Origin of the sequence: Pseudomonas sp. Teo4 (genome assembly GCF_034387475.1) — a bacterium.
In the GTDB taxonomy this organism is placed as follows: Bacteria; Pseudomonadota; Gammaproteobacteria; order Pseudomonadales; family Pseudomonadaceae; genus Aquipseudomonas.
In genome coordinates this window covers 44,091-64,738 of the sequence record NZ_JAXCIL010000003.1, presented here as the reverse complement: position 1 = coordinate 64,738, position 20,648 = coordinate 44,091, and the positions used below count along the sequence as shown (strand labels likewise).

The following is a 20,648-nucleotide window of genomic DNA, read 5'->3' as shown; positions in this document are numbered from 1 at the left end:
CAACCAGGGTGGATAGGTCCACTCACTTCAAGGTCTGAAAGAACACTCGATCGGCAAAATCCATTTCCTTGTGCACTTCCCAGGCCTTGGTCACCAGTTTCACGTCTGAGTGTTTCTTGATAAACCACTGCTTCTGCCCTTCGGCGAGGCTCTCCCACCAATCCACGGCCTCGTCGTAGTTCGGGTGCATGGAATCGGCGATCTGCTCTGCAGCGGTCGGCTCCCCGGGCTCACGCGCCTGGTCCATCAGATCGAACAGACGCTCCATCGTCATGGGCACTTTCGGGAGGTTGGATTCCAACTTGTAGCTATAGTGGCTCTGCGCAGTGCGGGAGCCACTACCCTCACTGGAGAGCCCGAGGTTATCGAGGATGCCCTGCAGGACTTCTCCAATAAGCGGTTGATCTTCTTTTGCGAAATCCAGCTCAATGGTCAGCTTCGCCTTGATGCGATCCGGGATTTTTTCATCGCTCATTTTTTGTTTCCTGCTCGATCCTGCGAAGTAAAAAAAGTGGTCGGAGCCGCGAAAACCGCTCCGAGAGCGGAAGGATATTACTGTCACTTGCGAGGCCGGCAAAGAACCCTCGCCACCAGTACGTCCAGCGCTCTGTAGGTGTTGGCTCTGGATCTCCGTAATGGGCATGAGCTTCTTCCGCAGAGGCCACGCTGTAAGCCGCATAGTCGAATGCTGCCGCGAGCCGCGGCCACCTGCTACCCATGGCTCCCTCGTGGCACAATCCGAATCCAGCTCTTGCGGGCCTGGTATTCAGAGAAGGGATGGCAATGCACGCCAGGCGGCGCCGAACTGAAGCTCGGCAGATCGAAATCCGGATCATGGAGGACAACACCGAAACTCGTGTGTCGCTCAGCCACGACCCAATGCCAGTTCCGGCTGGCAGTGCCCTGGCCGTTGTTTACAGCCACGATGCCAAGGCCTTCCACTGCATCCCAGGTGCTCCAGCGCTTCAGCTCAGACTCGATCCCGAGGAGCGCCAGAGCGTACTGCATCTCTGAGAAATTGGTGGCGAGGGGCCGCTTCTTGCGAGCACCTATGCCATTGTCGACGAACAGCTGTCGCACGACACCGTATGGTTTGCCGGAAACCATCGCTGCACAGGCCACCCCGCACCCCAGGCGATCCCGCTGCATCACTTTCTGCACGCGGCAACTCTGTTCCCAGCAGCTCATCAATCGAAGTTCCGAAATTGCTCGGCCGAGAGCGGCACAAAACGAGTTTCCTTGCCAATAAACGCGGTCCGCACGGTACCGGTTTCACCGTTCCGGTGCTTGCCGAGGATCAACTCGGCAACCCCCTTGTACTCAGTGTCCGGGTTGTAGACCTCGTCTCGATAGACGAACATGATGATGTCCGCGTCCTGCTCGATCGCGCCGGACTCCCGCAAGTCTGCGTTCACAGGGCGCTTGTTGGGCCGCTGCTCACACTGGCGGGACAACTGCGATAGCGCGATGACGGGGCAATTGAACTCTTTGGCCAACCCCTTCAATGCCCGGGAGATCTCCGCGACCTCCTGAGTGCGGTTCCCCTCGTAGCCTGGGCAGCGCATCAGCTGCAGGTAATCAACCATGATTGCCGCCGGCGGACCGTACTTACGGGCACCACGCCGAGCCTTCGCTCGTAGCGATGTCGGCGTAAGGTTCGCGGAATCGTCGATCGCCAAACGGTCCTGCATACCCTGAAAGACACCAACGGCTGCCGTCAGCTTCGGCCAGTCTTCATCCTGAAGCTTGCCCCGCAGCAGCGCCTTCAGGTCGATACGCCCCAGCTGGGCGAGGAATCGGAACTGCAACGCCCTTGCCGGCATTTCCATGCTGTAGATCTGGATCGACTTCCCGGGAGAAGCGTCAAGGATCGGCTTGGCCCAGTTCATCACCAGGGACGTCTTGCCCATCGAGGGACGCGCCGCGACGATGATCAGATCTGCAGGCTGCAGGCCGCCAGTCATTGCATCCAGATCGGGCAGGCCAGTAGGAACACCCGTCACCTCCGTTTCGGAGTTGAAGTTGCTATCGATCTCGTCGATGACGGCGCTCAGGACTTCGCCCATGTCGGCAAAGTCCTGGTCGCGTTCATCCTGGCTGAGACCGAACAGGGCGCGCTCCGCTTCTTCATGAACCAAGGCTACGTCGGCCCCAGGCTCGTAGGCCTGCCGGCTCATCTCGAAGCCGATGGAGATCAAGCGGCGCAGATGGGCTCGCTCAGAAACGATCTTGGCGTAGTGAACGATGTTCGCGACCGAGGGAGTATTTTTGGCGAGCTCGGCCACGTAGGCCAGGCCTCCCCAGCCAGACCGCCCTTCCAACACCTCACACACCGTCACGATGTCGAACGGTTCGCTACGGTCCGCCAACTCCAAAATCGCTTCGAAGATCTGGCGATGATCGTTCCGGTAAAAATCCTCCGGGTGGACTTTATCCGCGACCAGATCCCAGGCCTTGTTATCCAGCAGCAGACCACCAAGGACGCCTTGTTCGGCCTCAATCGAGTGCGGAGGCACATTGAGCTGTCTTTCCATTGTTCAGGAACTCCTCATTAGCTCGAAAGAATACGCCATCCGACATACAGGATCACGCCAACAACAACGCAGATCAGGACCTGCCACCTCGCTCGGTCTTCGCCGGCATGCCGCCCGCGAATGAACGCTCGGCGCTCAACCGTTTCCGCAAGGTCAAGCTCCAGATCTCGAAGCACTCGCTCACAATCAGGCATTCGGGTCCTCCGGCAGAAAATCCGCGACAAGTGGAAGCAGGATCCTCACCGAGCTCCGCATGTGGAACTTGGTCGGAGACCGTGCAATGCGATCCATCAGCAGATACCAAACGGCGAAGAGGCTACCTCCCTCCATCGGCCGCAGCTCGATGTCGGTTTTGGTCGACTGGAACTCGACTTGAGCTCGGTTGAATAGCACCGTCTGCCGGCAAGCCGCCGCGAGTTCCCTGATCGGGCCTTGGAGCTCAGCAAGCCGTTGACTGATCGCTTCCGGGCTATCGTACCCATCGAGAGCGTCCATCAGCTCAATGAACTGGTCGTCGATCGATTTGCGTCCGATCTCGGCGTCCCATTCGGCCACCCGCTCGGAGCAACAACTGCAGACGCCCTCGCCACGGCTGTAATCCACCCGCAGCCAGTAACAGGGCCCATCCTCTGAAACGCAGGCGCACATATCAGTGCACCCGCAACCGATACACTCAGCAATCATGGGCACCCCCTCAGCTCATCTTCACAGGCACGGTTAAAGCCGGCCTGCCACTCTTCCGCCAACTTTGTTCCAGCCGGATACGGGTTATCGTCCAGATTCTTTCCGTCACGAAACGCCTGGTTGCCCAGCTGCCAGGCAGCGCCTGCAGCGGGCTGCTCAGTAGTCATTCAACGTGCCCTCGGCCTGGGTCTGCTCGATCAACCGCACGAGCTCGGTTTCACCCTGAACGCGAACAACCTCCGCGAGATGTCGCTCAGCAGCGGAGATCAAGCGGCGCTTCGCTTTCATGTGCAGCAGGCCGCACTGCCGACCTGTCTTGAACTCGGAAATGACGTAGGCGACGTGCTCCAGAGGCGCAACAGGGGGATGAATGGCGAAACGGAACGACCGCCCTGCTATCGGGTAGTCGAATGCGCGAACCACGCGAACTTCACTGAAGATGAGCCCGCGCCCGTTCGAGCGGGGTACAAGCATGGTCGCTTGAACTGACTTTCCGACCACGACAGCCTCCGAAGGCTTAACCAAGTAATAACAATGTTATTACTTGGTTATCACCTGGTCAACCCTCACATCCGAAGAGCGGGGCGCCCGACCTGGCGCTGCAGCGCGTCCTCGCGGAAGTCCTCGTCAGGGGAAACCCGGTCTCCACCGCCTCGCGGCCAATACCCGACGGCGCGAATATCAAGCGTCCGGCCAGCCAGCTCGAAATTGCGGTCGCTGACAGAGTGGAACCACTCGGCCAGCTCGCGAATATCGACGCGCTCGATCGAACGCAACGTTTCCGCCGCGGCGTCCTTGACGATGCCTTGAATGCTCACTTCCAGGACGTCACCACTATTCGCCGAGCAAACCATCGAGAACCCTTCGCCCGAGACAGTGAAGCGATCATGCCCCCAGTAGGGCGACGGATTAGCTCGGTTGACGACCTGCGCGGCCGCGAGCTGGACATACTCGTTCAAGAGCCCGTCGTACTCGCTCCTATGAGCCCGGAAAACCGAGAGCCCGTCGACCGACGTGCAGATCCGGCTGTAGAGCTCGTGAATGCGGTTGTATACATTGAGCAACCTGGTCGCCGGTGCCTTGCCGTCGACAGAGGGTTGCGCCTGTTGGGCACGGGCCGTGCCCCCAGCTGACACCTGGTTGAGTGAGTCGCAGCGCCGAAAGGCCGCCTCGATACTCCGGTAGCTCACTTCCAGCTTCTTGTTGAGCAGCGTGTCGTAGGGAACAAAGCCCAGCTTGGCATCTGCTTTCACCATGAAGCGCATCAACGATAACGACATGACTCCCCTCCACTCACGCTGCGTTAAAAAGCTTGGCGGCCATCTGCTCTTCGACGAGGCCGGGATCCTGAACAGAGTCATCGAGCAGATCCTGCTCAATGCTTTCCTTGTGCTGCAGCAGTAGTACGACCTGCTCGTCGATCGTCCCGGAGATCACGGGCATCAAGACGGTGACGGCTCTTTTTTGGCCGTTTCGGTAGGCGCGATCTTCGGCCTGTCGCTTCGCCGCAGCAGTCCACGGTAGCGACGCGAAGAACACGTAGTTGGCAGCGACCAGGTTCAGGCCTACACCGGCTGCTTTGGTCGTGCCGATGAACACCTTGACCGCCGGATCCGACATGAAGGTGTCGATCGCTTTTTGCTTTCTTGTTCCAGAATTAGATCCGGTGAAGGTCACCGTCTGGATCCCGGCCTTGGCGAACTCGTCGGCCAGGTAGGCCACAGACTCGGTGTACTCGCAGAAGATGATCGACTTGTCGTCGTCACCCAATGATGTGATCGTATCGATCAGCCACGAAGCCTTTAGACGCTCCAGTAGCTGACGGATCTTTCCGATTTTGACGATGGCGGTCTGCGTGTTGTCGGAGACCGCTGCTAGGTACTGATCACGCTCGCCAGTCGCTAGATCTACATACTTAAATTCGTGACGTTTGCCCTTCAACGAAGCCAGTACATCTTTACGCCGGCGCAACATCCATTCGGAAACGCGCTCGCTCAATGCCTTCCTGAGCTCTGGAGAGCCGGCAAAGTCCGACAGAAAATCGCTAAGCGGAATGGCTCCGATTGGGTGACCGGAGAGCCGCAGCAGGTTATGCAGCTCGCTCTCCCGGTTCAGCACCGGAGTCGCAGTCAGAAGGAACCGGCGCTCGATATGCTTCGAGAGCAGGAAGGCATTTCGGGTACGGGTGGAGTCGGGCTCCTTGAGATAGTGAGCCTCATCGCACAGCATCACTCGGAAGCGCACATCGCCGTCGCTCATGGCCTGAACGACGGCGCCCAACCTCTCGTAGTTCACGATCAGCCAGTCAGCCTGCGACCAGGCCTCGCCATCGCCGCAAATCACAACCTTCGCGTCGGGCTGGATTATATGGATCTCCCGCTCCCAGTTGATCCGCAGGCTGGCTGGGCAGACCACCAGCACTGCACCCGGCCCCGTGACCAAGCTCGCAGCGACGACAGCCTGGCGGCTCTTCCCGAGCCCCATATCATCGGCCAGCAGACAGCTTGAGTACCTTAGGAGATGACGAACGCCCACTTCCTGGTAGGCATACTCACCATGCAGCCCATATGCCTGGACAGCCTTCGCCAAATCCGCCTCGTTGATCCAAAGCTCCTTCATCGGTTTTGCGATCACGCTCAACATCGCGTTCTCGCCTTCCGCATCCCCAGCGCCGACTCGCTCAGGGACCATACCGCCCACCTGAACACCTGGTCGGTCTCCCTCACCCATCGAAGCATGCTGCTCCAGAACGATTTCGGTATCGCTGAGGAAGATGTGTTCTCGACGGATTCCAGCCTGCGTCTCCAGCACCTCAAGCAATCGCGGCAGGGCAACCTTCACCCGCCAGGCATTTCGATTACGCAGGAAGGTGCCCTGCAGGCCCTGCAACGTGCTAACTAGGAGAGGATCAAACCGCGATAGGCAAACGAAGTCTCCGCCCTCAACAGGGAAGATCTGGACATCCAGGAAGGGCGCGAACAGGTCCGGATCGGGAGACGCCAGGGCGATGCGAAGCTTTTGCGCAAACTGCCCGACATCGTAGAGGATTCCGGATGGCAGGTTTTCGGCCAAACTCGCCGCGAATGCGCCATTGATTTTCGAGCGGTCGAAGGCCCACATACGGCCCTGGCCAAACCAGGTACCACCATGCTTCTCACGGAAAAAGGCGCTAATCCAAGGAGCGAAAGCCGTGGACAAGCCCACCCGGAACCCGTCAGAACGGACCCCCTGAATGAACTCTTTCGGTGACTTCTTGTAGTCGGACAGCTTCATGCGCTAAAGCTTTCTCAGCAAATTAGCGCTTACTATAGCCTAATGAAAGTCAAAAGATCGAGAGCAACCCATCTGCTCTCAGAGAGACCACCAAGCCAGCAATTTCGCCAGGTCGACCTCGCCAAGCCGAGCCCTTCCCCACTCCAATGCCGTGCGGAAGTCAGCCTGCCCGGATGTAGCAGGCTCGACGCGCACCGAGTCAGCGCCGGCCAGTGGGGCACTCAGCATGCCAGCCACCAGCAAGGCTTCATCTACTGAGGAAATCACATCCGCGTGCTCAGCACCCCTGAGACGATAACGAACTGAGCAGGAGCCAACCCAACCCTGGAACTCAGCCGCGACCACACCAGGTAGGCGCATATCGGCGACCAAGCGCCTATGGCGAATGAATTTCGCCACCGGTGAACTATCCGCAGCCAACTTGATCACGACCGGCTCCTATCAACAACAGTCCTGCACATGCCAATTCGCGCAGCGACAGCCCTCTTCCGGCCCCACCGATACCCCCATACCCAGACAGCAAAGACAACCAGCAATCCCCACAACCCAAGCCCGAGGCCAATCGGGACAGCCACACCGAAACAGCTAGACACTACCACCGGCAACAGAAACAGGACTGCAAAGGCAATAGACGCCCAGACCGCCCCTGCAGCACCCGCTCCTTTCGAAACCTCTTCCGGAAGGGCGCCATAAACGATTCGACCGTGACACCCCCGGCACACATGATCGCCGGGGGAAAATTCCGCTCCACAGCCACCACAGGTATATGTCTCTGCCACCACCAACACCCCTTCGCTCGCAACTTACGGTGGACTATCCGTGGCGTGATCTAGGTTTCAAAATCACGCCACGGATAGATGCCTCAGCGCTCAGCCTGGCGCTTGATGAAACGAAGAGCGTCAGCATTACCTGCCTCTGCTGCCTGCTGCATCAATGACTCGAATTCGCCTTCGTCGCCGTCACGGAGGCGCAGCGCCGCGAGGGTGAAGAGCGCCGTTCCGTTCCCTTGGCTCGCCAAAGCTTCGAGAGAGGTCCTGTTCTCTTTCGGGAAGTTCTGCGCAAGCCAGATGATCGCTTCCGGCTTGCCCTGCTCAGCGAATTTTCGCATCACCGGCTCCAACTTAGCGCGATCAGCCTCTCGATCCATGGACTGCAGCCACGACGAGACAGGGCCACGTTCGCCGAGGACCGCCATGCCCCCGCAAAATAAAATGGCGATGGCCAAGAGGGTGAGACCTACCCGCTTGCGCGCACTGGGTTTGACCAGCAAGACGACGTCCCGCTTATGCGGCCAATCGGCATCGCTCAAAATGCTTGTATTCGACATCTAGCGTCCCTAGTAAGGTGAATGGATATGGGGCGCCCTACCCGAAAGGTGAACGGATATGGGGAGACCGCGCCAGACGTGCGTTCTACGCGGCTCACAGAAGCGCCCAGGCACTTCAAAGGTGAAAGTTTATGGGGAGCGCCTTTTCACGGTGAAAATCCCCCCACTTCAACATCATCATTTAGCCGCTACATAGCGCATCTGCTCCCATGCAAGGCGGATTCGACAGCCTCCTCGACGCTTTCGCCATCCAGCACAAATCGCCAGACATCATCGAGCCGCCCATTCGCTTCCAGATCTCGCCATACGTCGCCATCGATCACATGACCGATACCGGTACGCCCTTCGATCGTCGGCACAACTCCAACCTTCTCCGTCGGCGAGTCGGAGGGACTTTCCGGCTGCCACTCTGGCGCTGTGGACACCAACTCGCCTTGCTCGTTAATCGAAACCTTGAACGTGCCGGCATTCCCATCGCGACAAAGGACCATTGCGCTGATGTAGTTCTGGTTCATCGCCCCTCCCACTCAATCGGTCGTAACCACGATCTTGACTGCCTTCGTCGGCATCCCCCACCTGGCGGCCAGCTGGATCGCCTCTCGACGCGATACCGGCCCATGGCAGTCACCCCAGCCGCGACCATGGGCGGCATACCAGCCATCCGGGTTTCTGCATACGCCGGCCTTGCCCCGCGCTGCACGCTGTTTAAGTACCCGTAAACGATTCATCCGACCTCCTTACCAACTTGTTCGGCCACAACCACCCTCTACGCCATCGACCGCCCCTTCAGTGCTCGAAAATGACTTTGTGGCCCAGAGAGGGCCCTACGAGCGTCAAAGGACGTTCGACCTCTACATGCCCTGTCTGGCGTCCAAATTGGCCTTTGGGTTTTCGATCACAACACTCAACATCAACATTCAGCGCGCCCAAAATAATCTGATGGCCACCCTACCCTTTGCGACCTAGATCGGCGAGGGCCTCAACGAGTCCGCCTCGTGCTGTCGAACTATTTCCTGAGTAAGCCCGCTGGATTGAGCATTCAGCATGTCCAGATACCCTTCCGCCCCCAGACCTTGATCGCCTGGCAACTGAAAGACGGGCTGACGTCCGTGAGCCGTGATTTCGTCGACCAAAGCCATTCTGGCAACTTGCTGAGCAGTGGCGTGCTCCCCAACGAGATCGAGCAGCGCCTTGTACATCTCGGAAGACCGCAGCTTCTCTTCAGCGAGAATGTGCGGATGACGCAGATCGTTCTGCAGGAGTACATCGACCAGGCGTGAAGCCCGACCATCGACATCCAGGGCAGGTCGGCTCTCACCAGAAAGGACCAGTGCCGGCAACAACTTCATAGCCTCGTCAGCCCATGTCGCCGGCCGGCGCTGAATCCGCTCGTAGAGCTCAGCCTTCTCGGCAACTTCGCTCACAAAGGCATGCCGCAGCTGCCTGTTAGAAAGGGGATCCAACGTCTCGAAAATTTGCTCAACGGCGTCATACAGTTCGGCGACGTGCATGCCGCGATAGCTACTTGCGTCCAGCCGCTGAAGGACAATCCCGAGCATGTGCTCCGTCGCATGCTCGGGATCCGCCAACGAAGCCCCGCGGAAGGCCCCCAGCGACGCCGCTGCGTTGACGAAGGAGCCATCCTTGCTCGCATGCGCGAGCGCTACAGCGAGGTCGGCCTTGAGCTCGCGAAGCGCAGTGCCATATAACTTTCCGGCTACCCCAAACTCAGCAATGGCACGACGCCGCAGGTCATCACCACTCACATCGCGGCAATGCTGCAGCTCGTGGACCGTCGCAAAAAACAATTTTTCCTCTGCCGACTGAAGGACCCGAGGCCCACCATTGATCGCGTCATCCACATATTTGAGACCGGAATCGCTGATAGCCATATCGGCGCCGACGCCTTCAAGACCGCCAACAAAGCAAAGAGTCTCTCGCTCACTCCAGAGGTACTTCTTCTCCGACAATTTGATGGCGAACTGGCGGTCCCCACCTCGCTCTGCTGCCAACCAGAAACGGCTCTGCGGATCCAGAAGGTCTGGGGAACCTCGCATCAGAAAAGCGGGGGCCTGGCTGACGAACTGCATGAAATCAGCCGATGATGTCGACACGATTCGGATAGAAGTAGAGCCCGGAGCCGCCAGATTCTGAAGCTCCTGGGAAATGGAGTCCTGCCCCAGATGAGCCAGGCCCGAGAGACCCGCCTGGCGGCCATCTGCAGCGCTCACCGGCGCTGCCAAACACAATGACGCCAGGACGCCGGCAGCAATCGTTCTGAGCAGTGTCTTCGCCCCAGGCGTAGAACCCTCTTTCGAGTGCACAACAGTCGTCCCGGACATCAGAAAATCGGTAACTCCGCTACCCATGCAGTCCTCCGGACAACGGAACATGCCGGACCTCGGTCACTCCGGGCCGCGGCTGGAAAAGCACGTGAAGACCCGCCGCCTCGATAATCTCAAGGCATTGACTCTCCACGGCCGGCAGGACGATATCACCGGCCTCGCTCTTGATCCGGACATCACGTCGAACGTCGAGAGGCCTCGACACCACCTGCACAACGGCATCGTGGAACGGCCAATCGGACGCAAGCCAGAGTAAGGCGCAAGACTGCACGCCATCGAGCTCACCTCGGTGCAAGAGGTATTCGTCGAGCACAACCGGCAGAGCGGATGTCATAGCCCGATCCTCGCAACACCGAGAGCGAGCTGCCGGCTTTCCTGCAGATCGGGCAGCTCTTCCAGGATGGGGCCTACATGAAACCCCTGGACGAGCCCCACGCGCAGCTCCCTCAGCCGGGCGAGCTTTTCTTCGGAGTCGACATGCTCGGCGATCAACTCACCGCCGAACGAGCGCGCAAGATCCCGGATAGGCAGGATCTCTCCGCTGCTGCAGAGCCTTGCAACCAAGTCGCCACTCAGCTTCAGGTATTCCGGTTGGATTTCGCGCACGAGCGGCGCGGTAAAGTAACCATCGCCGAAGTCGTCGATGGCCACCTTCGCGTTCAATAGGCGAACCGCCGCGACGAACTGCTGGATCCTCGGCATGTCGTTGATCTGCGCAGTTTCGGTGATCTCGAAAACGACCTGGTGTGCCAGATCCATATTCTTGAACACCAGCGAAAGCAGCTCGTTACAGGATTCTTCTATCGTCAACACGGACACGTTAACAGCGACGCGCACATATGGCCGATCGCGCAGTAAACGGAAAACATGCCGCAGCACTTCGAAGTCGATGAGGTCGATGAAACCGAATTCCTCGCCCAGCTGCAGTAGTTTTACATGCCCGGAACGGACCCCCCTCGTTCTGGCAAGGGCTTCGTAATGCGAGACAGCACCTGTCCGAGCGTCCACGATCGGCTGGAACACCGGGCTTACTACTTTCCGCATTCGTCCCCCCTCGCCTATTGGCAGTTCTTACAGCTCTTTGGATGCCCAATTGATCGGTGCATCAGTGATCGCCTCGATCGAGTTCAGGTGAACCCACAAAGCACGCTTCGCATAGACACGCGCCTCGCCGGCGATCCGCTTCAGCTCGGCCGAGTTCAGAGGAGCGATACCCTGGTGAATGGCGTTACGGAGAGCGACCACTAGTTCCAGGTGGCTGTAACTATCCGCAGCTCCGCCGAAGGCTTGATGCACGGCGCGAAATAGATCCGCGTTATCACGAGTGATCGAATCCAGGTCTCCCAGATCAACAGGGCGGGAGCTGTCCTGGATCGGCACATAACCGGTTCCGTCGACGTTGAGGTAGGCGACGGAAAACTCTTTGCCATGCGCGGTCACCGACTGAGCCTGGACCACTTTGCGGCCGAGGCCGTTCGCCTCGAACGCGATATCGTCCAGCTCAACATAGTGGCCGGCGGGGAACTGAACGGCCGACTGGATGACGACCTGCGGATAGGTGAATTGGGTATTCAGAGCAACAGTCATGGCGATACCTCTATCTGAATTGGCAAATGTTATTTTCTGTTATTATTGCGTATTGTCAACGGACTTTCAGGCTATTCCCGCCCTCTTCCAGCTCGTTGCTCATACGCTGAACTCCCGCCAACATTTGCGCCTCGGACAGCAGCGAATTCGCAAACTGGTCTTCCTGCAGCTCAACCAGGCCGTCACGCATTTCTCTACGCAGTTCACGACTGACCTGAGCGGCCGCCCCGGTTTGCACCCGAGAAAGGCGCTCCAGGGTTTCGTTGATAGCATTCAGTCCACCGGCCACCTTGTGCGCCAGGGCGTTCAGGCTGGGATCCCGAGCACGCAGTTCACGGATGCTCTCGGCGCCGGCGTTCAGCTCGTTCACCGCCCGCCCATGGACCAGGTAGTCCTGCACCTGCTGCAAATGGCGCCGGATCTCCAGGTGGTAGAAGTTCTTCGCCGACTCGACATAGAGCGGCAAACTGAAGCCTTGGCCGTTGGCCGCCCGATTGCGGTATTCCAGATTCAGTCGCTCGGCGAAAAAATCCTGCCGCTCTTGCTTCGCAATGGCTGCGGGCAGGCCCGCGACTTCCTGGCGTCTCATCATCTGTTCCAGCTGCTCCCGGTACAGGTAAATCACGTCGGCAGCGATGCTGTCTTGGATCCGCACCAACACGTTGCGGTCCAGCCCATTCGGTACGGCTGCGACAGCACGCAACTCGTCAATCACCAGATCTCTCACGCCGATCATCATCTCTGCCCCTTATGCGGCTACTTGTTCGGTGTACTTGCAACCCGACCGGAAGCCCTCGCAGCCGATAAACGGCCCATTGCCTCCCATTCGTTTCATCAATTGGCTGCCGCATTGCGGACAGGCCTTGCCGACCGGCTCCGGTGCGACACGAGGGCCCGAGCTTCCACCTTTGCCTGCCCCCGCTTTCGCCGGCCCCGTGTAGGGGATATTCAGGGGTTTGGAGCGGATCTCCGCGATCACCTTGGTAATCCACGAGCGCTGCATCGCCTCAAATCGATCGATGGTGCTTCTGCCCGCCTCGATCTCGCGCATCGCCGTTTCCCACAACGCGGTCATGTCCGGTTTCGCGATCTCGGCAGGCAGCGCCTGGATCAGCGCCCTGCCGGCTTGAGTCGAGATGATGAATTCTTCCTTCTGCTTACCCTTCGGCTTCACGAACTCCACCTGGGCCAGGTCGACCAACTTCGGCACGAAGGTATGCCTTGTTGCAGGGGTCCCCAGGCCGCCTGCGGCTTCTTCTTCGCCCGCTTTCCGGTCATCGATCATCTGCTTGAAGATCGCTTTGATGCGCTCGTCGGTGACGTACTTGTGCACGTTGATCATCGCGTCGAGCAGCGTGGCGTCAGTGAAGTGATCGGGTGGCGTGGTTTTCTTCGCAGTGATGTCCAGGCCTTCACATAGGGCAGCATCCCCAACAGCCATCGGCGGCAGCACGTCGTTCTCGCCGCTGTCGTCTTCCCCTTTCTTCTTCGTTTTCATGCCCGGGTAAAGGGCCTTCCAGCCCGGCAGAAGCGGGGTGGTGCCGGAGGTACCGAAGCGCTGCCCCGAGACCTCGACCACTACCTCTACCTGGCGGTAGCGATGAAGCGGCATGAACTGCGCCAAATAGCGTCTGCAGATTTCCTCGTAGAGGTCCTGCTCGATCCCCGAAAGGACGGAGATATTGGCCCGTCGCGTAGTGGGAATGATCGCGTGGTGGACCGGAGTCTTGGACGTGTTCCAGGCTCGCGACTTGCGAGTTAGATCAATGTCCTGCAGCGGTGCACCAAATTGCAGGTTATTCGTGACGGCGGCATACACTTCAGGAGCATCAGCATGCTGACTCTCAGGCAGATACTGGCAGTCGGATCGCGGATAGGTGGTGAGCTCATGCTTTTCATAGAGGCTCTGCAGGGCCTTCAGCACCGCATCCGACTTGTAGCCGAATTTCTTCGACGCCAGGATTTGCAGCTGGTCGACAGAGAACGGCAAAGGGGCCGACTCGGTCTTTTCAGTGTCGCTGTATTCGACCACCTTGCCAGTCTTGCCTTGGACCGCAGTGTTCAACTGGTCGGCTACTCGCCGATCCAGCAGCCGCCCTCTTTCATCCAGCCCCGCCTGGCTGGGGTACGGTTTCCAGCGCGCACGGAAATCGCCTTTGGTGACCTTGAATCGCGCCGAAAGCGCGAAATAATCAACGGGAACAAAATTTTCGATCGCCAGGTCACGCTGGACGATCAGCCCCAACAACGCGGTCATCACGCGGCCGTAGGCTATGTGCGACCCTTGAAATCCACATTCCTTCGCGTGAAGGGAAATGGCACGACTGAGGTTCATCCCCGCCAGCCAATCAGCCCTTGAGCGCGATCGCGCTGCGTCACGAAGACCGATGAAGCCGGCGTTGTCGCACTCCCCCTTCAAACCGTTCGCGACAGTCGTCTCATCGAAACCAGAAATGAGCACGCGCCGCACCGGTTTCCGGTTGCCCAGAAACTCCAGGATCTCGTCGATAAGCAACTGCCCTTCGCGGTCGGGATCCCCGGCATTGACCACCACAGTGGCCTTCGCGACAAAAGACTTGATCGTCTTGAACAGATCTTTTTTCTCGGAGTCGAGCGCTATCGACCACCCTGGTAAATCGCTCTGCCCAGGGAAGAGCGGCAGGTGATCCCAACTCCATTTGAACTTGCCGTTCTTACCCTTCGGGGCGCCTGGGAAAGCAGCTCCGATGTAGTAATCGGGTTCTTCGAGCGCAAAAATGTGCCCCGCAGCCCAGCAAACCGCCCAACCATTTCCTTCCGCAAAAGTCCCCCCCCTGTTGGTTATTGGCGAGGTCTTTGACAAGACCTGAACCATGGCCTTACCCAGCTTTGGCTTCTCGGCGACGTAGACTTTCATCTCAAGATGCCTCCACTGGCCAATTGCGAAACGGTTTCCAAGCCGAGTTCGGAAGGTTTGGTATCATCAAAACGAGTTCGAAAAAGGAGTCCATCAGATGGACAAACAACTGAAAGACTTGGTGAAAAAAGCCGGCACCTTCGCTCGGGAAAAAAACGGGGGCCTTTCTCACCGAATCCGCACCAAACTTGACGAGATCAAGCCCGCCATTGCGGTGCTTGCTCAGGAGCGTCTCACCCCCAGCGATATCCGCGAGTTCATTCAGAAGGAAACTGGCATGAAGATCGGGATCCAGAACCTTCGCCGGTACCTGAAGGACAGCTTGAACTACCCCCCGAATGGATCCGGCGGCAAAGATTCGGCCGCGGGAGAGTGATACCAGGGCAATGCTTCTACGCGCTTGCATCATCACCCCCTAGCACCCTCATACCCTGCATGGCCAACAGCAGATCGGCCATCACTTCGCCACCCTCACCGGCGGGCACCAAAAGCTCACCGGAGCTTTCCGAAAACTCGACCTGCATTACCGGCTCACGGATGACGCCGGCCTCGGCCTTTTTCCACTCGGATACCGAAAATCGGATCCGGTGCTCGTCATCACCCTCAATCCACTCAACTGCGGCATCTGCCCCAGTGCTTTGATCAGCGCTAACAAACCCGAGCTGCACATAAGGCAGCTCGCGGCCGATACCCGATGGCATTTCCATGCGGGAGCAGAATTTCTCGAATGGCGTCATGCAGCCTCCCTAAGCTTTCACAGCGCGCATGCGCTCTTCATTTTCACTTTCATTAGAGTATATGACACCTCTTAAATTGTTAATAGCTTGTCTCAAAGAGGATTCCGCATATAGCGAAACGCCCTGCCTGTACAAAATCCCCATCGCTTTCGAGATGTTTTCGGTGGGAAACTTGGCCACCATCACCTTCCGCGTACCGGCGAAAGGCCCGGTAACCTTGATCAGGTCCTCGTTCGCAAAGTAACGACCGCCCCAGACCTTGCTTCCGGGAACCTCCATGACGGCCATGCCGTCCTGCAGGAAAAGACGCATCTCGCTTTCGTCGTCATCGCTCAAGCCTGGCGAAGTTGTGAGCTTCACCGCTGGGAACCGGTCGAGTACCTCACCACACATAGCCGCCGTTTCCACGCGAACTGGCAGGCTTTGCAAATGCTTGAGGTCGACGCCCCTGGCCATCAGCACCCCGCGGTGACGCGCACCCCGCTCATCGGTGTAAATGATGCTGCTGCCGATGGAGCCCGCAGCCGCGATCTGCGCGGCCTTGAACAGGTTGCCGTCGAGAATCAGCCGCTGGTATGTCACGTTCCCTGCGGGCGCAGTGTCGAACCGCAGCATGAGGTCATCCAGCAATCCGGCCTTTGGCATGATCCGGAACTGGACGTCGTCCTGCAGGCTGTAGAGCGTCCGGTCGATCAGCGTTTGCCGGCCCGGTACTGCAAAGCTGAGCTCATACCCTCCAAGCAGGTGGATGTGTTTCGGGTTGTCAGGCACGGCGATCGAAGCGATAACGCCGAAATCAGTTTCACCGTCGTTGTTGGTAAACCTGGCTACGGCCCCGACCTGCAGTCCGTCGAGGACGCCATCAAGCACCTTGAGGCGGTGCATCATCTTCTGAACAGAGTTCGGCCTCTTAGCCGCCAACGCCTCGTCAACCGACTTGCAATCCTTCGCTAAAACGGTTTCCAGAAACTTCCGTCGGTTGACCGCAAGGAACCCCTTGAGGGCAAGGAAGAAGTCCTGGTTCTGACGTCGCTCATGATTGATCCTGAAGTGCTCAACCGCAGCAGAACCCTCACGAACCAGGCGCTTGACGGCATCCGACCTCATCGGATCCAGCGCGACGTCATACTCGATCGTCTTGGCGAAGACCGGCTGATTGAATGCGCTATCGGAATGGGGATTCCCGCTCTCGTACACCACCCGCGCCACCTCCCGCGCTCGCACATCAAGCTCTCGCGATTTCAAGGGGTTCACGCCCTTGGCGTCGAGCTCCTTGATGACCCGGAGGTATTCATTGGTGAGCGCTTCGTAGATCTGCTCTTGCTCGACCACACGCAGCATCACAAGCCGACTGGTCAGCTTGTTGATGAAGTACGATTCTTCGCGCTCGTCCTCATTCTCCAGATTGATGTCGAGACGCTGCGCAATTCGCGGATTGGCCTCCAAATACCGGAAGGCGACCTCGTCACCAATGGCATTGATGAAGTCCGGTACCGATCGGTCCAGAGCAGCGTTGTCCTGGTTTGCGGTTGTATTGGCAGATAGCTTCCGGAGCTTGGAATTCTGCATCGCGATGGGCCGGGCCTCGCCGATCAAGCCCGACGACAACGTCTCGATTTCCGGCGACGACGTTTGGCCCTTCCGGTTGACGCGACCGAAGAACTGCACCCGAGTGTTCACGTCCGCGGCGGACTGAAGCTCGATCATTACCCGGCGCCGCTGGTCAGGGAACTTTTCGCCGGCATGCAAGCTGATACCCGTGCTGCCGGCACGTGTCAGCAGAAGGGCATCGGTAGTGCCCGTCACGAAGTCCTTCACGATCTGCGCCTTGGGCCGTTCAAGCACAGGCGATGCAAAGAAGCTCCCTGCTCGCTGATGGATCTGCAGCTTGCGGCCGGAAAGCTCATCGCAGATGAAACCAGCCGTCGCGATTCGGGTTCGGATCTCATCCAGTGGCGACACCGGCAGATCCGGGAAGTCATTGATCAACCCGTCCACTGTCGAAACCACATCCATGAACTCTTCGGAGGTCACGGGGACCTTGGTGGCCTCACCATAGCGGTTGGTCTCCACGTAGTAGGTCAGGCGATGCAGCATGCGGTGCAGCACATCCCGGAAGGTGAGATAGCCATCCAGTTCGGTCTCGCCCTGCAGGCTGGTTCCGAACTCTTCGGCATCAACGTCATCGAAGCCAGGCCGTAGGTCGGCCACAATGTCCACCAGGAGGGACTCCATGGTGTTCTCCAACACGATGACAGGCTTTTTGCCCTCTTCCAGGGCCTTGATAGCCCTGTCAGCAGCGAGGTCTGTCTTGATGGCCATCATGAACTGGCGGTAAATCGCGTAGAGGCGCGACCCAAAGTTGGTGCTGACCGCTCCCATCCGGTTGCCTTTGCGCTCCACCTCCGGAATGGCTTCAAGTGCTTTTTTGATCTCCTTGTTCCGCTTGTTGACCAACTCATTGATGTCGCCGGCCAAGTAGTTCATCAGCTCCAGGATCTCGGCGAGCTTGTCCGAAAGCGATCGATTTCGTTCCTCTCGCCCGTCGTCGCTGACGGTGCTAAATGCCAGATTGCTGAGGTCATGCTCGCGCCGAATAAACACGCCGTCCCGAGCCAGCATTCCCGAGAGCACCTCCTGCAGAACCTCGCCGCCAATGGCGAGCGTCTCCGGTAACGCTCCCATATCCACTGTTTCGGGGAAGAGCTCGGAATACAGCATCACGTTCTTGCCAGCCTTCATGGCCGTCGCCGAGGAGTAAACGACGAAGTCGGCGTTGTCGATGGCGAGACCGATGTTCTGCCCGGTATTCGACTCGCCGGCCGCGTTGTGCGCTTCATCCAGCAATAACGCTTTGCCCTCCGCGATCTGGCTGATCCAGCGCGCCTTCGAAGATTTGGCTCTGTCCCGGTTGAACTGGGAATAAGTACCGAGCACCAGGTTGTAGGCGGGATCCACCACCCCGCCATCGAGCGCGGCCTGGATCACCGCCTTGGGTGTGGCTGGAACCAGTTTGTTGCCAGAGATCGGATCGAAGATCGACACTCCATCGTTGACGATCATCGGCGTGAAAAGCTCGGCCGATCCGATGTCGCTGATGTCCCGCCAGAAGTCCGTGAACAACGTCGGCGTTTCGGTTAGGAAGACAACCGTCTTCTGCTGCAGGACCGAGTACCTGGCCAAGGCAGCCATCACCCGCCCTTTACCCAACCCTGTCTGGTCCGCCTCCAGGAAGCCCCTCCCCTTCTGCAAGGAGTTGATGGCCAGGGCCACGGCGTCAACCTGCTCAGGGGAGAGATAGCCGCCCAACTCCTCCACGGACCACCCCAGTTCAGCCGCCACGAAACCGTCGACATCGCCCTCTTCTCGCACAACCTCTGTCAGAGCCATACGGGTAGGCGTCGCCAGGTTTCGGGGGACCATCGCTGTGGCCTCGCCGGCTCGGCTGAAAGCCGCATATGGCGACTGGTACGAGTTTTCTTCTTCCTCGCTGCGATCCACCGGCGCGACCGCCCTTGCCGCACCGGACTCCGTCTCAACTGGGGGATGGGATTGCTCAGCTGAGCGATCCTCCACCGGGGCATCGCCATCGAGCTCGACGACGGCCGAATCGCTGAGCGCTTCCTGAAGGCCCATTTCAGGAGTTCGAATCTCCGCCAGGCCATACTTCTCGTACATGCCGGCAGCCCATTCGAACACCTCGTCGTGGTCCAGCAGCACCGGCAGCCGATCGGGCACTTGGGCATGCCCGGCTTCCTTCCTCCCGACCACGACGATACGAATCGGGAAAGAAGCCCCCTGCTTGGTGTAAATCCCACCATCCACCTCGACGGCGTCGACCTGGTAGCGATCCGCCAACCAGTTGAAGAGATACCGAGAACCGCCTGTGACGAGCCCGGCCTGGCTGTCAAGGTAGCTGTCCGCGCCGATGATATAGACCCCTACGCCGTCGTCCGCCCGCGCCTGCAGCGACCGGATCATGATCAGGTGGTCTACCCTGCTGACCTTGAGCCCGGACATCATGCGGGGTGGCTGCAGGCCCCCAAATGGCGGGTTGCTTAAAACGACATCGAAGTCCCCGCCACCATTAAGCGAGCGGAAGTCGAAGGATGTGGCATCGCCATGCTGGAGGTTCGCCTCCGACCGGTCTCTCCGGATCGCATCAAGGCGCCGAGCGTCGAGCTCGACGCCGGCCAAGGCGGCGTCCTTGACGGTGCATACCAGCGAGCCGTTGCCAATCGTCGGCTCCAGAACAGAACGCCCCTTGAAGCCGCCAACGATTTGCTGGACAGCAACACTCAATGGAAGCGGCGTCGAATACTGCTGCAGAGCAACGGATTCGGAGGTACGTGCAGCCAGCGGCGGTTGCCCTTCGTGCAGCTTGATGGCCAGACTGTAGGCAGCTTTAGGCGTCATCCCAGGTTGTTTGCGAATGTGCCGAACCAGCGCGGCCTCGATTGCCTCCTGTACCTCTCTTGCCCGAGGAGAAGAGAGAACAGCCCCCTCAGGGATCTCCGTCACGATACTGCTGAAGCGCTTCAGATCGTCGAACCGCAGGACCTTGCCGCCGGCAATCTCCCTCACCAAGCCATCGGCGCATAAAGCCAGGTCCTCCGCAGTTGCCCCATACAGGAATGTGGCACCGCGGCTGTCGGCCTCCCGAATGATCTGTTGGGCTGGCCCCTGAATGAAGCGTCCATCCTCACCCAGGAAGACCATCTGGCCACGGTAATTCATGCCAAGCGGCCGGGCTGACATCACCGCGTTGTTGACGGTGACCGTTACCGGAAGAACCTCGTCGGGCCGGTCTTCGCTTTCGTTCCCTACGGACTGTTCGCGGCCTTGCGCCGGAACCTGCGGGGGGATGCTGATTGCCGGGGCAGAGACCTTGGGAGTGGACACAGTCGCACTAGCTGGTGAAACCGGGCGCTCCGGCATGATGCGAGTCACCCAGTTCATCGGCACCTTCACCGGATGGGCTTTGGGAAAAGCTTTCTGGATCTGCTGCAGGCTGAAGCGCAGGTCATCGCGAACCAGGAACCCCGACCGACTGCGATAGAAGCCCAGCTCGCCCAACACCTGGAGCTGGCCGTTGGTGAGATCCTGGTTCGCTACCAACACGAGGCGCTTGGTACCCGAAGGGAACTTGACTGCCACCAAGCGCGTTTCCGGATCATCTGTGTTGAGCTGGATCCAGTTGACGAGGTTCTTGGTTTGAGTGGGGGTGGCTGGTTGCATGGCGATCACTACCGGAGGCGTAAAAAA

At 58.9% G+C, this 20,648-nt stretch carries 20 protein-coding genes; 2 read left to right on the top strand and 18 right to left on the bottom strand.

Going from position 1 to position 20,648, the window contains the following annotated elements; translation table 11 throughout:
• Positions 1 to 22: 22 nt before the first annotated feature.
• From PspTeo4_RS28045 to PspTeo4_RS27990, 12 genes are all read right to left on the bottom strand, one after another.
• A complete protein-coding gene (locus PspTeo4_RS28045; protein ID WP_009684312.1) occupies positions 23 to 475 on the bottom strand; it encodes a hypothetical protein in 453 nt (150 codons plus the stop codon).
• A 236-nt stretch (positions 476 to 711) separates the two neighbouring features.
• A complete protein-coding gene (locus PspTeo4_RS28040) occupies positions 712 to 1,161 on the bottom strand; it encodes a hypothetical protein (protein ID WP_015026481.1) in 450 nt (149 codons plus the stop codon).
• A gap of 26 nt (positions 1,162 to 1,187) precedes the next feature.
• Positions 1,188 to 2,534, bottom strand: coding sequence for a replicative DNA helicase (gene dnaB, locus PspTeo4_RS28035; protein ID WP_009684314.1), 1,347 nt, complete (start codon positions 2,532 to 2,534; stop codon positions 1,188 to 1,190).
• Between the two features lie 186 nt (positions 2,535 to 2,720).
• Positions 2,721 to 3,218 (bottom strand): hypothetical protein, encoded by a 498-nt coding sequence (locus PspTeo4_RS28030; RefSeq protein ID WP_023118082.1) that lies wholly within the window; start codon positions 3,216 to 3,218, stop codon positions 2,721 to 2,723.
• A gap of 156 nt (positions 3,219 to 3,374) precedes the next feature.
• A complete protein-coding gene (locus PspTeo4_RS28025) occupies positions 3,375 to 3,692 on the bottom strand; it encodes a hypothetical protein (RefSeq protein ID WP_110389097.1) in 318 nt (105 codons plus the stop codon).
• A gap of 92 nt (positions 3,693 to 3,784) precedes the next feature.
• Positions 3,785 to 4,498, bottom strand: a complete 714-nt coding sequence (locus tag PspTeo4_RS28020) for a hypothetical protein (protein ID WP_009684318.1) — start codon at positions 4,496 to 4,498, stop codon at positions 3,785 to 3,787.
• Between the two features lie 13 nt (positions 4,499 to 4,511).
• Entirely contained in the window at positions 4,512 to 6,491 is a 1,980-nt protein-coding gene (locus PspTeo4_RS28015) for a DEAD/DEAH box helicase (protein WP_009684319.1), read from the bottom strand.
• A 78-nt stretch (positions 6,492 to 6,569) separates the two neighbouring features.
• Positions 6,570 to 6,758: a hypothetical protein gene (locus tag PspTeo4_RS28010; protein ID WP_288250856.1), complete on the bottom strand. Its 189-nt coding sequence runs from the start codon at positions 6,756 to 6,758 to the stop codon at positions 6,570 to 6,572.
• Positions 6,759 to 7,353: 595 nt separating this feature from the next.
• The gene (locus PspTeo4_RS28005; protein ID WP_031642858.1) at positions 7,354 to 7,818 is read right to left on the bottom strand and encodes a hypothetical protein; all 465 of its coding nucleotides are present in this window, start codon (positions 7,816 to 7,818) and stop codon (positions 7,354 to 7,356) included.
• Positions 7,819 to 8,006: 188 nt separating this feature from the next.
• Positions 8,007 to 8,333: a hypothetical protein gene (locus tag PspTeo4_RS28000; protein ID WP_009684322.1), complete on the bottom strand. Its 327-nt coding sequence runs from the start codon at positions 8,331 to 8,333 to the stop codon at positions 8,007 to 8,009.
• Between the two features lie 12 nt (positions 8,334 to 8,345).
• The gene (locus PspTeo4_RS27995; protein ID WP_023118085.1) at positions 8,346 to 8,546 is read right to left on the bottom strand and encodes a hypothetical protein; all 201 of its coding nucleotides are present in this window, start codon (positions 8,544 to 8,546) and stop codon (positions 8,346 to 8,348) included.
• A 234-nt stretch (positions 8,547 to 8,780) separates the two neighbouring features.
• Positions 8,781 to 10,187, bottom strand: coding sequence for a hypothetical protein (locus tag PspTeo4_RS27990; protein ID WP_009684324.1), 1,407 nt, complete (start codon positions 10,185 to 10,187; stop codon positions 8,781 to 8,783).
• Between the two features lie 22 nt (positions 10,188 to 10,209).
• Here PspTeo4_RS27990 and PspTeo4_RS27985 point away from each other — a divergent pair, with 22 nt between their 5' ends.
• Positions 10,210 to 10,419, top strand: coding sequence for a hypothetical protein (locus PspTeo4_RS27985; protein ID WP_023118086.1), 210 nt, complete (start codon positions 10,210 to 10,212; stop codon positions 10,417 to 10,419).
• A 74-nt stretch (positions 10,420 to 10,493) separates the two neighbouring features.
• Here the strand turns inward: PspTeo4_RS27985 and PspTeo4_RS27980 are convergent, their stop codons facing one another.
• Genes PspTeo4_RS27980 through PspTeo4_RS27965 form a run of 4 tightly spaced genes read right to left on the bottom strand, consistent with a single transcriptional unit; the run spans position 10,494 to position 14,646 of the window.
• On the bottom strand, positions 10,494 to 11,207 hold the full coding sequence (locus PspTeo4_RS27980; RefSeq protein ID WP_009684325.1) for an EAL domain-containing protein: 714 nt from the start codon (positions 11,205 to 11,207) through the stop codon (positions 10,494 to 10,496).
• 27 nt (positions 11,208 to 11,234) lie between these two features.
• A complete protein-coding gene (locus PspTeo4_RS27975) occupies positions 11,235 to 11,750 on the bottom strand; it encodes a hypothetical protein (RefSeq protein ID WP_009684326.1) in 516 nt (171 codons plus the stop codon).
• Between the two features lie 55 nt (positions 11,751 to 11,805).
• Entirely contained in the window at positions 11,806 to 12,486 is a 681-nt protein-coding gene (locus tag PspTeo4_RS27970) for a hypothetical protein (protein WP_009684327.1), read from the bottom strand.
• 12 nt (positions 12,487 to 12,498) lie between these two features.
• Entirely contained in the window at positions 12,499 to 14,646 is a 2,148-nt protein-coding gene (locus tag PspTeo4_RS27965; protein ID WP_023118088.1) for a DNA topoisomerase, read from the bottom strand.
• Positions 14,647 to 14,743: 97 nt separating this feature from the next.
• Between PspTeo4_RS27965 and PspTeo4_RS27960 the strand changes: the two genes are divergently transcribed.
• A complete protein-coding gene (locus PspTeo4_RS27960; protein WP_009684330.1) occupies positions 14,744 to 15,022 on the top strand; it encodes a hypothetical protein in 279 nt (92 codons plus the stop codon).
• A 16-nt stretch (positions 15,023 to 15,038) separates the two neighbouring features.
• Here PspTeo4_RS27960 and PspTeo4_RS27955 read toward each other — a convergent pair whose 3' ends face one another.
• Together PspTeo4_RS27955 and PspTeo4_RS27950 are read right to left on the bottom strand one after the other, a co-directional pair.
• On the bottom strand, positions 15,039 to 15,383 hold the full coding sequence (locus PspTeo4_RS27955; protein ID WP_007975543.1) for a hypothetical protein: 345 nt from the start codon (positions 15,381 to 15,383) through the stop codon (positions 15,039 to 15,041).
• A gap of 9 nt (positions 15,384 to 15,392) precedes the next feature.
• Positions 15,393 to 20,621, bottom strand: coding sequence for a strawberry notch C-terminal domain-containing protein (locus tag PspTeo4_RS27950; RefSeq protein WP_009684331.1), 5,229 nt, complete (start codon positions 20,619 to 20,621; stop codon positions 15,393 to 15,395).
• Positions 20,622 to 20,648 lie beyond the last annotated feature (27 nt).